Origin of the sequence: Microbispora sp. NPDC046933, assembly GCF_040644635.1 — a bacterium.
GTDB lineage: Bacteria > Actinomycetota > Actinomycetes > Streptosporangiales > Streptosporangiaceae > Microbispora.
In genome coordinates, this window is the sequence record NZ_JBEYWW010000010.1 from 66580 (window position 1) to 81312 (window position 14733).

Annotated in this window: 10 protein-coding genes; all 10 read left to right on the forward strand. The window is 71.8% G+C overall.

Annotation, left to right across the window (positions count from 1 at the left end):
- Positions 1 to 204: 204 nt before the first annotated feature.
- The 10 genes from ABZ857_RS15500 (at position 205) to ABZ857_RS15545 (ending at position 14722) form a co-directional block, all read left to right on the forward strand.
- Positions 205 to 438, forward strand: a complete 234-nt coding sequence (locus tag ABZ857_RS15500) for a hypothetical protein (RefSeq protein WP_357043267.1) — start codon at positions 205 to 207, stop codon at positions 436 to 438.
- A 137-nt stretch (positions 439 to 575) separates the two neighbouring features.
- Positions 576 to 2042 carry a serine/threonine-protein kinase gene (locus ABZ857_RS15505; protein WP_357043269.1) on the forward strand — a complete coding sequence of 489 codons (1467 nt, stop codon included), beginning with the start codon at positions 576 to 578 and terminating at the stop codon, positions 2040 to 2042.
- Positions 2043 to 2084: 42 nt separating this feature from the next.
- Positions 2085 to 3542 (forward strand): serine/threonine-protein kinase, encoded by a 1458-nt coding sequence (locus ABZ857_RS15510; protein WP_357043271.1) that lies wholly within the window; start codon positions 2085 to 2087, stop codon positions 3540 to 3542.
- A 1337-nt stretch (positions 3543 to 4879) separates the two neighbouring features.
- Positions 4880 to 6754: a hypothetical protein gene (locus ABZ857_RS15515; RefSeq protein WP_357043273.1), complete on the forward strand. Its 1875-nt coding sequence runs from the start codon at positions 4880 to 4882 to the stop codon at positions 6752 to 6754.
- A 63-nt stretch (positions 6755 to 6817) separates the two neighbouring features.
- On the forward strand, positions 6818 to 8209 hold the full coding sequence (locus ABZ857_RS15520) for a class II fumarate hydratase (RefSeq protein ID WP_357043275.1): 1392 nt from the start codon (positions 6818 to 6820) through the stop codon (positions 8207 to 8209).
- 67 nt (positions 8210 to 8276) lie between these two features.
- Positions 8277 to 9050 (forward strand): 3-hydroxybutyrate dehydrogenase, encoded by a 774-nt coding sequence (locus tag ABZ857_RS15525; protein ID WP_357043277.1) that lies wholly within the window; start codon positions 8277 to 8279, stop codon positions 9048 to 9050.
- On the forward strand, positions 9035 to 10951 hold the full coding sequence (locus ABZ857_RS15530) for a helix-turn-helix domain-containing protein (protein WP_357043279.1): 1917 nt from the start codon (positions 9035 to 9037) through the stop codon (positions 10949 to 10951). The genes ABZ857_RS15525 and ABZ857_RS15530 overlap by 16 nt, the downstream gene beginning before the upstream one ends.
- A gap of 77 nt (positions 10952 to 11028) precedes the next feature.
- Positions 11029 to 12366 carry an MFS transporter gene (locus ABZ857_RS15535; protein ID WP_357043281.1) on the forward strand — a complete coding sequence of 446 codons (1338 nt, stop codon included), beginning with the start codon at positions 11029 to 11031 and terminating at the stop codon, positions 12364 to 12366.
- Positions 12366 to 13700 (forward strand): 3-hydroxybutyrate oligomer hydrolase family protein, encoded by a 1335-nt coding sequence (locus tag ABZ857_RS15540; protein ID WP_357043282.1) that lies wholly within the window; start codon positions 12366 to 12368, stop codon positions 13698 to 13700. The genes ABZ857_RS15535 and ABZ857_RS15540 overlap by 1 nt, the downstream gene beginning before the upstream one ends.
- Positions 13697 to 14722 carry an alpha/beta hydrolase gene (locus ABZ857_RS15545; protein ID WP_357043284.1) on the forward strand — a complete coding sequence of 342 codons (1026 nt, stop codon included), beginning with the start codon at positions 13697 to 13699 and terminating at the stop codon, positions 14720 to 14722. Before ABZ857_RS15540 ends, ABZ857_RS15545 begins: the two co-directional genes overlap by 4 nt.
- Positions 14723 to 14733 lie beyond the last annotated feature (11 nt).

Below are 14733 nucleotides of genomic sequence, written 5' to 3' on the forward strand. Positions count from 1 at the left end.
CCGTGCCGGTCCTTCGAGGTCCGGCACGGCCGACGCGTTTCCGCCTCGGTACGCCCGCCTCGTCAACGCGTCGGCGACCTGCCGGACCACCGAGAGCCGGGTGGTGATCGGCGGCTCTGCAGGGGCCGCAGGGGCCGAAGGGGCCCAAGGGCGACGCCGGCGCGCGCGGCCCCAAGGGTGAGCAGGGCCCGCCCGGCCAGGAATGTGAAGTTCACGCAGGTCAACAAGACGATCAAGAACCGCATCGGCGATGTCATCACCTGCCCGGGGGACACCAAGGTCGTCGGCGGGGGTGGACACCTCCAGAAGGCCGAGCACACCTACGTGGGGCATCTGCAGGTCAGCGAGTCCACTTCCCTGAACGGCCGGCAGCTCATGTTCGATGACGTGCCCCCCGGAGGGCACGACATGTACATCTACGCCATCTGCGCGGGCTGACCGCTCCATCCGTTCTCCTTACCATCGGAAGGCGCCGACCCTGCGGGGAGGTTGTCAGGATCTTTGACAGAAGATCTCAACAATTTCCCGGCATGGTCTCTACAGGTCGCACTGCACAAATCGGTAAGCTGCCACCCATGCGTGCGCCGTCCGGATACCTGCTAGCCGCGCGCTATCGGCTGATCGAGCCGGTCGGGCGCGGCGGGATGGGCACTGTGTGGCGCGCGCGTGACGAGCTGCTCGACCGCGAGGTGGCTGTCAAGGAGGTGCGGCTCCCCCTGGTCCTGGACGAGGACCTGCGGGCGGAGTTGTGCGCGCGCACCGAACGCGAGGGCAGGGCGACCGCGATGGTCGCCCACCCCTCGGTCATCACGGTCTTCGACGTCATCACCGAGGACGACCGTCCCTGGATCGTGATGGAGCTGCTGAAGGCGCGCTCCCTGGAAGAGCTGATCAGGCAGGAGGGCCCGCTGCCGCCGCGCCGGGTGGCCGACATCGGGCGGCAGGTGCTCGGCGCGCTGCGGGCCGTCCACGCCAAGGGCATCCTGCACAGGGACGTGAAGCCCAGCAACGTGCTGGTGACCGACGACGACCGGGCGGTGCTGACCGACTTCGGGCTGGCCGCCCTTGAGGGCGACGCCTCCATCACCCAGGCCGGAATCGTCCTCGGCTCCGCCGGATACATCGCCCCGGAACGCGTCCTCGGTGACAAGGCGAGCCCGGCCGCCGACCTGTGGTCGCTGGGCGCGACCCTCTACACCGCCGTCGAGGGCCGCGGCCTGCACGGGCGCCGTACGGCGGCGGCCGCGCTCGCGGCGCTGACCAGCGGCGCTCCGATCCCCATGGAGAAGGCCGGGCCGCTCGCCCCGGTCCTGCGCGGCCTGCTCCAGATCGACCCCGCGGCCAGGCTCGACAGCGTCCGCGCGGCCCACGCGCTGTCCAGGATCGCCGCCGGAATCACGGCCGAGGACCCGTTCGCCTCCCCGTTCCGGGCCGGGCGGCCCACGCCGCCGCCCACCGCCCCGCAGCCAACGGCGCCCGACACCCGCAAGCCGCCCCAGCGCAGCCAGCGGGGACAGCACCGGGCCGAGTCGCGGCCCACGCCCAAGGTGACCCCGCGCGACCGCGACTCCGGGCCCCACCGGCAGCCGGGGCCGTACGGCCAGCCGTACCGGCCAGTGGAATACGGCCAGCCCCAGGCGCACGACCCGTACACCTCGGGGCGGTACGACCTGTACGGCCCGCCCGGGCAGCCCGGACACTATGGACAGTTCGGCCAGACCGGTCAGCTGCGGCACAGCGGCTCGTATGGCGGCCCATATGGCGGCTCGCACGGTAGCTCGCACGGTGGCTCATACGGCCCGTACAGCGGCCCGCAGACCGGCCCGCACCCGCAGTATGGCCAGTCCGGGCGGTCCGGGCACCACCACCGGGAGATGCCGGCCGTGCCGTCCCAGCGCCGGCGGCCGAGCGAGGGCCTGCACCGGAAGCCGCCGGAGCCCGCCCTCCACCACGTCGTCCGCATTCCCATGATGCGGCACGTGGCGAAGATGATCAAGATACTACTCCCGCGGCGGTATTGGCCGAGAATCTTCATCAAGTAACCGGAAAGCGATTTACAAGACGGAATCGCTATCTTTCTAGATATGCCGGAACAGCATCCGCGGCTGCTCGCCGACCGCTACGAGCTGCGCAACCGCATCGGCCGGGGAACCATGGGCACCGTCTGGCGGGCGTACGACCGGTCGCTGGGCCGGGAGATCGCGGTCAAGGAGATTCGCCAGGACCCCTCGCTCAGCCCCCGACAACGACAGGAGCTGCGCGAACGCATGATGCGCGAGGGCCGCATGGCGGCGCGCGTCAGCCATCCGTCCGTCGCCACCATCCACGACGTGATCGTGTCCGACGGCATCCCGTGGATCATCATGGAGCTCGTCGAGGGGCGCTCACTCGAACAGGTGATCGACGAGGAGGGGCCGCTGCCGCCGCGTCTGGTGGCGGAGATCGGCTACGACCTGCTCGGCGCGCTGCGCGCGGCCCACGCCCAGGACATCCTGCACCGTGACGTCAAGCCGGCGAACGTCCTGCTGACCGAGACGGGCAGAGTGGTGCTGACCGACTTCGGCATCGCCAAGGCGCTGGGCGACCACGCGCTCACCCAGACCGGCATGGTGATCGGCTCGCCGGGCTACACCGCCCCGGAGCGGGCCCGGGGCGACCACACCGGCCCCGAGTCCGACCTGTGGTCGCTCGGCGCGACGCTGTACTTCGCCGTGGAGGGACGGCCGGCCTATGAGCGCTCGACGGTGCGCGAGACGCTGGCCGCGTTGATGACGGAGAAGGCCGACCCGCCCACCCAGGCAGGGCCGCTGCGGCCGGTCCTGGACGGGCTGCTGGAGAAGGACCACACCGCGCGCCTCACACCCGAGCGCGCCGCCGCGATACTGCGTGTGATCGCCGACACCCCCACGGGCTCCATTCCCGCGGTGCCCCCCGCACCACCCCCGCCCCCCGCGCCTGCTCCGGCTCCCAGGGGTGACGCGAAGGCGCGCCCCGACGGGAACGGCTCGGCCGGCCGGTCCCACGCCGCGGAGTCTCGCGGCAGCACCCCGGCCGCCTCGGCGGCCGCCACCCGATCCCCCGGAGGGAACATGACCGGAGACGACGAGGACGACGCGAACCGCACCATGGTCGTCCCCCGCCCCGCAGGCGGCCCCCGCCTCCCTTCACCGCCTCCGGGCGGGCGACAGAACGGTGCCGCGGGCGAGCCCGTGTCCGACCCCGCGGACAGGCACAGCACCACGGTTCCCGGGAGGCTCCCCGGCCGGGGACCGGCGACGCCCCCGCCGCCCGGCCCCGCCTTCGCCGGGAACGGCCCGGCACCCATGGCAGGGCCTCCGGCCGCCCCGCACCCCGGGACCCCCCAGCCCGGGGACGGCGTCCCGGGAAGGCCGCCAAGCCTGGGCACGGACCTGTTCGCGATGCAGAGTCCCGCCGGCCCGGACGCCAAGACGCAGGTCCGGGTGCTCGTGACGATGGGAATCGTGCTCGTCGTCGTCCTCGCGCTGATCCTCCTGGGCGTGTTCTTCTTCTTCGCGAAGTGATGGTGCATCGGACCTCCGGGTACCACTGGCGAAGTGTCCTCGAGCTCTGACCGGGTCGGTCACTGCGCCGATCCGTCACTGCGCCGGGTCGGTCACTGCGCCGGGTCGGTCACTGCGCCGGACGTCCGGACGCCGCCGACCGGGTGACCCGAGCTCTGTCCGGGTCGGTCACTGCGCCGGAAGGAACCTCCGGTCCTCGCGAAGCCCGCTCCGCTGGGCCTTCGCTGCGGTCCTCGCTCCCTTCCGCTCCGCTCCCTCGCCCCCGTGAAGGGTGGAGGGCGGACTGGCGAGTGTTGCGCCGGACGTCCGGACACTGCTAGCAAGGTCACAAATACCGTCGGTGTCCCCCTGGAGTGACCGGTGCGCAAAGGGATCAGCTACGCCGATGCCGTCCGCCTGCTCGAACGGGAGAGCAAGGTCGCGAAGGCCCTCACCGGCACGCTCGTCGGGGCCGTGCCGGGATTGTCCTTGTTCGACATCAAGGACGAGGCCGTACGGCTGGCGGGCGAGGCGACCGGCAAGCTCCGTGACCGGGTGACGGGCCTGAACCGGTACGACCGTACGGCCCGGCTGGAGGCGGCCCAGGCCGTCCTCGTGGTGGCGGCGTTCTTCGAGGCCCTCGGCGAGCTGCCCCTGCCGTTCGATCCGAAGGAGCTCCGCCTCGATCGGGACGAGCAGGCGGAACTCGCCGGGTCGGACGCCGAGCGGGGCTCGTTCGTCCACACGCTGATGACGATCGAGCCGGCCGGTCTGCGTGCCGATCACTCCTACGCGGACATGCTCGACTCGATCGACGCGTACTACCGAAAGCTCGCGGCGGGGCTGACCGGGTTCGTCTCCGGGCTGGCGGTCCGTGACCGCCTGAACGCGACCGAATGGGAACGCGCGAAGACGGCGATCGAGGAGGAGCTGCCCGAGGCCGCCCGCCGGAAGTACGAGGAACTCCACCGGCGGCTGGCTCTGGACGTCCCCGAGTTCGCGCTGTGGCAGGACATGATCTCCCGGCAACGAGTCGACACCGGCCTGGCCGAGTTGGAGGCGCTGCTCACTCAGGTCGCCGCCCATACCAGCGCACCCGATCATCCGCACGCACTGTCCCTGGCGCACCGGGCAGCCTTGGATCGGCCCATTGCTCAGTCGGGCGAGGTCCCCTCGGGCATGCGCATGCCCAGCCTCGTCGAGGCGTACGTGAACCCGGACTTCCGGCTGGCCGAGTACGGCGAGCAGGCCGATCCGAGTGCGGAGTGGTGGTGGGACAAGGCGGAGCCGAGGGACGACATCGCCGCATTCCTGGCCCGCTACTTCACTTCGCCCGAGGCCACAGGACGCCTCTGGTCGTGCTCGGCCAGCCCGGCGCGGGCAAGTCCGTGCTCACCAAGATCCTCGCCGGGCGTCTCCCGGACGGCGACTTCCTCCCGGTGCGGGTGCCGCTGCGGGAGGTGCCGGCCGACGGGACGATCCAGGAGCAGATCGAGGCTGCGGTCCGGGAGGCCACCGGGGAGCACGTCGGCTGGCCGGAGCTGACGCGGTCGGCGGACGGCGCGCTGCCGGTCGTCATGCTGGACGGGCTGGACGAGCTGCTGCAGGCGACCGGCGTCCACCGGTCCGACTACCTGAGCCGGGTGGCCGACTTCCAGCGCCGGGAGGCGGACCTCGGCCGCCCGGCGGCCGTGCTCGTCACCACGCGTACGGCTGTCGCCGACCGGATGCGCTTCCCACCCGGATGCCTGACGATCCGGCTCGAGCCCTTCAAGGAGGAGCAGGTCCGCCGCTGGCTGGCAGTGTGGAACGCCGCGAACAACGAGTACTTCACCGCGCACGGCCTGAAACCCCTGCCACCCGAGACGGCTTTGGCGCATGGCGACCTGGCGTCGCAACCGCTGCTGCTGCTGATGCTCGCCCTCTACGACGCCGACGCCAACGCCCTGCAGCGCGGCGAGACCGGGCTCAGCCAGGCCGAGCTGTACGAGCGGCTGCTGACCCGCTTCGCCCGCCGCGAGGTGGACAAGCACCAGCCGGGACTGCCGGAGACGGCGGCGGCCCAGGCAGTCGAGACGGAGTTGCGCACCCTGGCCGTCGGGGCGTTCGCGATGTTCAACCGGGGCAGGCAGTGGGTCACGACCGGCGATCTCAACAACGACCTGGCCGCGCTGCTCCCGGCTCCGGCGGCTCAGACCACGAGCTTCCAGGCACCCTTGTCCCGAGCCGACCAGGTGATCGGGAAGTTCTTCTTCGTCCACCAGGCGTCCGCCGTCCGTGACCACGCCTCGCTGCAGACGTACGAGTTCCTGCACGCCACCTTCGGCGAGTACCTCGTCGCGCGGATGACGCGCGACGTGTTGCGTGGCATGGTCGCCCGCGAGACTGCCCCCGCCGACCCGTTCTTCGGCCGCCCGCAGCCGGACGACGGGCTCCTCCACGCGCTGCTGTCGTTCTCGGTGCTGACCGAGCGACAGCCGATCGTGGAGTTCCTCCGCTACCTGCTGCTCGCCCTCGACCGCGAGCCGACAACGGACCTGCTCGTCCGGCTGCTGCACACCGCCGAGAGCCGCACCGACCAGAGCTACGCCGACTACCGGCCGGAGAAGTCGACCTTCATCACCCGATACGCCCACTACACGGCCAACCTCGTGATCCTCGCCGCCCTCACCGCCGACGGCATAGCGGCCGGCGAGCTTTTTCCCGACAGCGAGCCTCCGGCCGAAGCCTGGTGGCGCCTGGCAACCCTGTGGCACTCACGGTTGAGCGTCGAAGTCTTCACCGCGATGTCCCTGCTGTTCGAGATCGAGTGGGTAACGCGGGACGACGTCTCCGATTTGATCGTCCGTTACGCCGGCGACACGGAGTACCAATGGGGCGGTGGCGGGAGCCCGAGGTGGACGACGGTGGAACGGAGGTGGCCTGTGCCGAGCCCTCGGACGCTCGACGTGGCGCATTTCCTCGGCAGCCCTCTGACGGACAGCCTGGCCGAGGCCGCCGAGCCGCCGATCATGGCCGCGGACCTCCGCTTCACGGCCGACATCTTCGGCCACAACGAGGAGACCGTCGTGCGCCTGACCGAGGCATGGCAACTCGCCGGGGGAATGCACAGGACGATCGAGGCGATCGAGGCGGGTCTGCGTGAGGAGTATCAGAGGGATCCCGGAGCAGTCGCGAATGTCTTCCGGGATATCACGGGATTGGAGCTGCCCGACGCGGTGGCCGGTTACTGACCGTTCAGAGGGCGTGGATCCGGGCAGGAACGATGCGACGGGGAGAGGCTGAAGGACTGAGGCATGGACGAATTCCGCATCGAGCACGACTCCATGGGCGAGGTCCGGGTGCCCGCCCATGCCAAGTGGCGGGCCCAGACGCAGCGGGCGGTGGAGAACTTCCCGGTGTCGGGGCGGGGCCTGGAGCCCGCGCACATCGCGGCGCTCGCCCGCATCAAGGCCGCCTGCGCGAAGGTCAACGCCGAGTACGGCGTGATCGACAAGGACATGGCGCAAGCGATCCAGGAGGCGGCCGAGGAGGTCGCCGGGGGACGCTGGGACGACCAGTTCCCGGTGGACGTCTTCCAGACCGGCTCAGGCACCTCGTCCAACATGAACATGAACGAGGTGGTCGCCACGCTGGCGCAGGAGCGGCTCGGCCGGCCCGTCCATCCCAACGACCACGTCAACGCCGCCCAGTCGTCCAACGACGTCTTCCCGTCCTCCATCCACGTCGCGGCGACGTACGCCGTGGTGCACGAGCTGACGCCCGCGCTGGAGCACCTGGCGACCACGCTGGAGGAGAAGGCGACAGAGTTCGCCGACGTGGTGAAGTCGGGCCGCACCCATCTCATGGACGCGACGCCGGTCACGCTCGGCCAGGAGTTCGGCGGCTACTCCACCCAGGTCGAGCTGGCGCTCGAACGGCTCCAGGCGGCGCTGCCGCGCCTGGCCGAGCTGCCGCTGGGCGGCACGGCCGTGGGCACCGGCGTGAACGTGCCGGGCCCCGGCTGGGCTCAGGCCGTGATCGCCGAGCTGAGCCGGACGACCGGCCTGCCGTTCACCGAGGCCAGGGACCACTTCGAGGCGCAGGGCGCGCGTGACGGCCTGGTCGAGCTGTCGGGCATGCTCAAGGTGATCGCCGTCTCGCTCAACAAGATCGCCAACGACCTGCGCTGGATGGGGTCCGGCCCGCGCGCGGGCCTGGCCGAGATCAACCTGCCCGACCTGCAGCCGGGCTCGTCGATCATGCCGGGGAAGGTCAACCCGGTCATCCCTGAAGCCGTCACGATGGTGGCCGCGCAGGTCGTGGGCAACGACGCCGCGATCACGATGGCCGGGGCCTCGGGGTCGTTCGAGCTCAACGTGATGCTGCCGGTGATGGCCCGCAACGTGCTGGAGTCGATCCGGCTGCTGGCCAACGTGTCGCGGCTGCTCGCCGACCGGTGCGTCAGCGGGATCACCGCGAACGTGGAGCGCCTGCGCGAGTACGCCGAGTCGTCGCCCTCGGTCGTCACCCCGCTCAACCGGTACGTGGGGTACGAGGAGGCCGCCAGGATCGCCAAGCAGGCGCTGAAGGAGCGCAAGACGATCCGGGAGGTCGTCATCGAGCGCGGCCACGTGGCGAGCGGCGCGCTGACCGAGGAGCAACTCGACCAGGCACTGGACGTGCTCTCCATGACCCGCCCCACATAGGAAGGCAGGCATCTATGTCGCCGGCCGCCATGTGCCGGGCGGAACCTGGTTCCTATCGTGAGGCAGCATGAGCCTTGAAGGGCGTACGGCCCTCGTCACCGGCGCGGGGAGCGGCATCGGACGGGCGTGTGCCCGGCGCCTGGCCGCCGAGGGCGCGCACGTCATCGCCGCCGACATCAACGCCGAGGCCGCGGCCAAGGTGGCCGCGGAGATCGGCGGCACGCCGGTGGCCGTCGACCTGTCCGATCCGGAGTTCCTGGTGGCCTGGCGCGGCCAGCTCCCGCCCTCGCCGGACACCCGCCTCCGTGCCGACATCGTGGTGAACAACGCGGGGTTCCAGCACGTGGCTCCGATCGAGGAGTTCCCGCCCGAGATCTTCGGAAAGATCATGCGGGTGATGGTCCAGGCGCCGTTCCTGCTTGTGCGGGACGTGCTGCCCGGCATGTACGAGCGCGGCTGGGGCCGGATCGTCAACATCTCCTCGGTGCACGGCCTGCGCGCCTCGCCGTTCAAGGCGGCGTACGTGACGGCCAAGCACGCGATTGAGGGTCTGTCGAAGGTGATCGCCCTCGAAGGGGCGCCGCACGGCGTGACCTCCAACTGCGTCAACCCCGCCTACGTCCGCACTCCGCTCGTGGAGAACCAGATCGCCGACCAGGCGCACACTCACGGGATCAGCGAGGACGAGGTGGTGGAGCAGATCATGCTCGCCCCCGCGGCGATCAAGCGGCTGATCGAGCCGGACGAGGTGGCCGAGATGGTCGCCTACCTGTGCGGCCCGCAGGGATCGTTCGTCACCGGCGTCTCGATCCCCATCGACGGAGGATGGAGCGCACGCTGACCACTCCGGCCCCCAAAAACGCTCCGGCCCCCAAAAACAGCGCGTACGCCTATCTCGACCTGCTCGCGCGGGAGGCGTCGGCGGTCGAGTTCGAGGGCCCGATCCTGCAGGCCAGGGCGGCCGGGGCCGACTCCGCGACGCTGGAGGAGCTGGAGCGGGCCAAGGTCGCGGCGCTGCAGGTGCGGGCCGTGCTGCGCCGGCGGGCCAAGCGGGAGGCGGAGCTGTCGGCGCTGTTCGACACCGCCAGCGACCTGGCCGGGCTGCGCGACCTGGACGCCGTACTGGAGGCCATCGTGCACCGGGCCAGGCAGCTGCTCGGCACCGACATCGCGTACATGACGCTGAACGACCCCGAGCGCGGCGACACCTACATGCGGGTGACCGACGGGTCGATCTCGGCCAGCTTCCGGCGGCTGCGGCTGCCCATGGGCGCCGGGCTGGGCGGGCTGGTGGCGCAGAGCGGCACGCCGTACAACACGGCGGACTACTTCGCCGACCCCAGGTTCCGGCACATGAACGCGATCGACGTGGCCGTCCACGAGGAGGGCCTGGTGGCGATCCTCGGGGTGCCGCTGCGGCTCGGCACGCAGGTCATCGGCGTGCTGTTCGCGGCCAACCGCAGCGCCAGGCCGTTCGCCCAGGAGGAGGTGGCGCTGCTGTGCTCGCTGGCGGCGCACGCCGCCGTGGCCATTGACACCGCCCGGCTGCTGCAGGAGACCCGGGCCGCGCTGGGCGAGCTGAGCGAGGCGAACACGCTGATCAGGGCGCACAGCGAGTCGATCGAGCGGGCCGCCGACGCGCACGACCGGATGACCGGCCTCGTGCTGCGCGGCGGCGGGGTCGAGGACGTCGCCGCGGTCGTCACCGAGGTCCTGGGCGGCCGCCTGACCGTGCTGGACGACGAGGGCCGCCCCCTCGTGGGCGAGTCCGGCGACCTGGACACGGGCGTGTTCGACGCCGCCCAGTCCTCGCGCGCCCTCGGCCGCACGGTCAAGCGCGGCGACGCGTACGTCGCGTCGGTGGACGTGGGGGCGGCGCCGCTGTGCACGCTGGTCCTGCGGACCGACCGCCCGGTGTCCGACACCGACCAGCGGATCCTGGAGCGCGCCGCGATCGTCACCGCGCTGTTGCTGCTGTTCCGCCGCAGCGTGGCCGAGGCGGAGGGGCGGGTGCGCGGCGAACTGCTCGACGACCTGGTCTCCCGCCCGGAGCTGCGCGGGCTGCACGACCGGGCGCGGCGGCTCGGCGTCGACCTCGACGCGCCGCACGTGCTGGTCGTGGCACGGCACGACGGGCAGCGGGAGCGCGGCGCGTTCTGGGCGTCGTCCCAGGCGACGCTGGCGCACGGCCTGGCCACCACCCGGGGCGACGAGGTCGTGCTGCTGCTGCCCGGCGACCAGCCCGGCGCGCTGGCCCGGCGCGTCGCGGCCGAGCTGAGCGCCTCGCTCGGCCGCCCGGCGACGGCGGGGGCCGCGCCGGCCTCCGGGCCGGTGACGGCGGTCGCCACCGCCTACTCCGAGGCCAGGCGCTGCGCCGGGGCGCTGGTGGCGCTGGGCCGTACGGGTGACGGCGCGAGCGCCGAGGAGCTGGGCTTCGTCGGCCTGCTGGTGGGCGAGCGGCGCGAGGTGTCGGGCTTCCTGTCCGGCGCGCTCGGGCCGGTGCTCGACTACGACGCGCGCCGGGGAACCGCCCTGGTCAAGACGCTGAACGCCTACTTCGGCGCGGGCGGCTCCCTGTCGCGTACGGCCGAGGCCCTGCACATCCACGTCAACACGGTGACCCAGCGGCTCGACCGGGTGGGGCAGTTGCTCGGCGCGGACTGGCAGGAGCCCGAGCGCGCCCTGGAGATCCAGCTCGCCCTGCGGCTGCACCGGCTGCGCACCCACATGCCGGACGCCTGAGGTGTGTGGCGGCGCCCCATAGGAGTGACCTCGGTCACTGCATACCGTGGCGGAACCCCCCCATCGGAGGAGTTCCCATGGCAAATACCCCACCTGCCCGTATCGGAAAGGTCGTCGGGGCCAGCCTGATCGGCACCACCATCGAGTGGTACGACTTCTTCCTGTACGGCTCGGCCGCCGCCCTGGTCTTCAACAAGCTGTTCTTCCCCACCGAGGACGAGCTGACCGGCACCCTGCTGGCGTTCCTCACCTACGCCGTCGGCTTCGTCGCCCGGCCCCTCGGCGGGCTGGTCTTCGGCCACTACGGCGACCGGCTCGGCCGCAAGCGACTGCTCGTCATCAGCCTGCTCATGATGGGCGGCTCGACGTTCCTGATCGGCTGCCTGCCGACGTACGCCGCCCTCGGCGCCGGCGCGCCCCTGCTGCTGACCGCGCTCCGCCTGGTGCAGGGCTTCGCCCTCGGCGGCGAGTGGGGCGGCGCGGTGCTGCTGGTCTCCGAGCACGGCGACCCCCGCAACCGCGGCTTCTGGGCGTCCTGGCCGCAGGCCGGCGCTCCCGGCGGCAACCTGATAGCCACCGGAGTGCTGGCGCTGCTGGCCGCGGTGCAGCCCGACGACGCCTTCCTCGCCTGGGGCTGGCGGATCGCGTTCCTGCTGTCCGGCGTGCTCGTGCTGATCGGCCTGTGGATCAGGCTGACGGTCACCGAGTCGCCGGTGTTCCAGGAGGCGCTCGAGCGGCAGGAGCCCGCTCCGAAGGCCCCGATCCTCGGCGTGCTGCGGCACCACTGGCGCGACGTGCTGGTGGCGATGGGCGCCCGGATGGCCGAGAACGTCTCCTACTACGTGATCACCGCGTTCGTCCTCGTGTACGGCACCACGGCGGCGGGCCTGCCCAAGGGCACCGTGCTCAACGCGGTGCTGATCGGCTCGGCGTTCCACTTCGTGACGATCCCGCTGTGGGGCGCGCTGTCGGACCGGCTCGGCCGCCGCCCGGTCTATCTTCTCGGCGCCGTCGGCGTCGGCCTGTGGGCCTTCGCGTTCTTCCCGCTGATCGACACCAAGAACTTCGCCCTTGTCACCGTGGCCGTGACGGTCGGTCTGCTGCTGCACGGCGCGATGTACGGCCCGCAGGCGGCGTTCTTCTCCGAGCTGTTCGCCACCCGGATGCGTTACTCGGGCGTGTCGATCGGCTACCAGCTCGCTTCGATCGCGGCCGGCGGCGTCGCCCCGCTGATCGCGGTCGCCCTGCTCGACGCGTACGGGTCGAGCGTGCCGGTCTCCGTGTACGTGGTGGCGGCGGCGGTCCTCACGATCATCGCGGTGATCGCCTCCAGGGAGACCCGCGACCGCGACCTGTCCGCCATCGAGCCGACCTCGGGCGCCGCCCAGGCCGCCGCGATCGTGAAGGAGGCCTGATGCGCCCCGGTTCCGTCATGCTGGCCGCCCTGGCGCTGGCCCTCCCCCTGGCCGCCGCCATCCCGTCCGAGGCCGCCGCCTGCCCGAACGTGATCGTGCCGGGCGCGCAGAAGCAGGTGGTCGCCTGTCTCGACGACCTCACCACGAAGGGCACGCTGGTCTCCGGCCACACCGACCAGTCGGACTGGTCGGGCCTCAACTCCACCGGCGCGGTGAACCCCAGCGGCGTGCCCGGCGTGCAGATCGACGGCTACTTCCCCGACACCTCCACCGGGAACACCAACCACGGCTGGAACCACGACGCGCAGTTCGTGATCCGGCTGCCCGAGCGGTGGAACGGCGGCCTGGTCGTCGCCGGGTCGCCCGGCAACCGGGAGACGTACGCCAACGACTTCACGATCTCCGACTGGGCGCTGGCCAAGGGCTACGCGTACGCCGCGACCGACAAGGGCAACACCGGCGTCTACTTCTACCGCGACGGCGTACGGCCCGGAGACGCGGTGGCCGAGTGGAACCGCCGGGTCAGCGAGCTGGCGGTCGCCGCCAAGGCCGTCGTCCGGCAGCGGTACGGCAGGCCGGCCCGCACGACGATCGCGGCCGGTCAGTCCAACGGCGGCTACCTGGTCCGCTGGCAGATCGAGAACCGCCCCGACCTGTTCGACGGCGGCGTCGACTGGGAGGGCACGCTCTTCACCCCCGACGGGCCCAACCTGCTGACGTTCCTGCCGCCCGCGCTGCGCGCGTACGCGAAGGGCGACACGGCCGGGGTCGCGGCGGCGGGCTTCGCGCCGGAGTCCGACTTCCTGTGGCCGTTCCACTACCAGTACTACTGGGACTTCACCCAGCGCGTCTTCCGTGAGGAGTTCGACCCTGCCTATGACGGCGACGCCGAGGCGGGCACGCCGTTCTGCGCCTCCGGCACGCCCGCCTGCGACACGGACTACGACTACGCCTCCAGGCCCGCGGCCGTGAAGCAGGCGGTCGCGCGGGTGAGCGTCACCGGGAAGATCAAGCGGCCGCTGATCGTCGTCCACGGCACTCTGGACGCGCTGCTGCCGATCCGCGAGGATTCGGATGTCTACGCCAAGATGATCGCCGACCGGCACCGCGACCGGCTGCTGCGCTACTACCGCGTCGAGGACGGCACCCACGTCGACAGCCTCTACCCGGCCTTCCCCGACCGCCTGCGGCCCCTGCTGCCCTGCTTCCGCAGCGCGTTCACCGCGCTGGAGGCGTGGATCGGCACGGGCACACCGCCGCCTCCGAGCGCCACCCTGCCTCGCCCGGCCACGGGCGACCTCGAGAACACCTGCACACTGGGAGCACCATCATGACCCTGCCCATATCCGCCGAGCGCGTCAGAACGCCCCGTCTGACCCTCAACGTCCTGTCCGTGCCGGACTCTGCGGGCGACCCGGTGGTGTTCGTGCACGGCAACGTCTCCTCCAGCGCGTTCTGGCGCTCGACGATGACCGCGATCGCGGCGGAGGGGTTCCGTCCGTACGCGCTGGACCTGCGTGGCTTCGGCGACTCCGACCCCGAGCCGGTGGACGCGAGCCGGGGCGTGCGCGACTACTCCGACGACGTGCTCGCGCTGCTCGATCATCTGGGGCCCGCGCACCTGGTGGGCTGGAGCCTCGGCGGCGGGGTCGTCATGCAGGCCATGCGCGACCGGCCCGCGGCGGTGCTGAGCGCCACGCTGGTCAACCCCGTCTCGCCGTACGGCTTCGGCGGCACCACGGGCCCGGACGGCGTGCTCACCAGCCCCGACGGCGTGGGCTCCGGCGGCGGCGCGGCCAACCCCGAGTTCGTGGCGGCGCTCCAGGCGGGCGACCGGTCGGCCGACTCCCCCGTCTCGCCCCGCACCGTGCTGCGCACCGCGTACGTCGCCGCGGGGACGGACCTGGGTGAGGAGGAGGACGCGTTCGTGGAGTCGATGCTGTCCACCCGGATCGGCGAGGACCACTACCCGGGCGACTCCCTGCCCTCGGACGCCTGGCCGGGCCTGGCCCCCGGCAAGCGGGGCGTGCTGAACACGATCGCGCCGACCAACTTCCGGATCGACGACCTGCACGAGATCGACCCGAAGCCGCCCATCCTGTGGATCAGGGGCGACCAGGACGTGATCGTCTCGGACACGTCGCTGTTCGACCTCGCGCACCTGGGGGCGATCGGCGCGGTGCCCGGCTGGGACGGCACGCCGGCCCAGCCCATGGTGACCCAGACGCGGGCCGCGCTGGACCGCTACGGCGCCTACCGGGAGGTGGTCGTCGAGGGGGCCGGCCACGGCCCGCACCTCGACAGGCCGGCGGAGTTCCGCGCGGCGCTGCTCGCGCACCTGCGCGGAGAGTCCTGAGCGATTTGAGG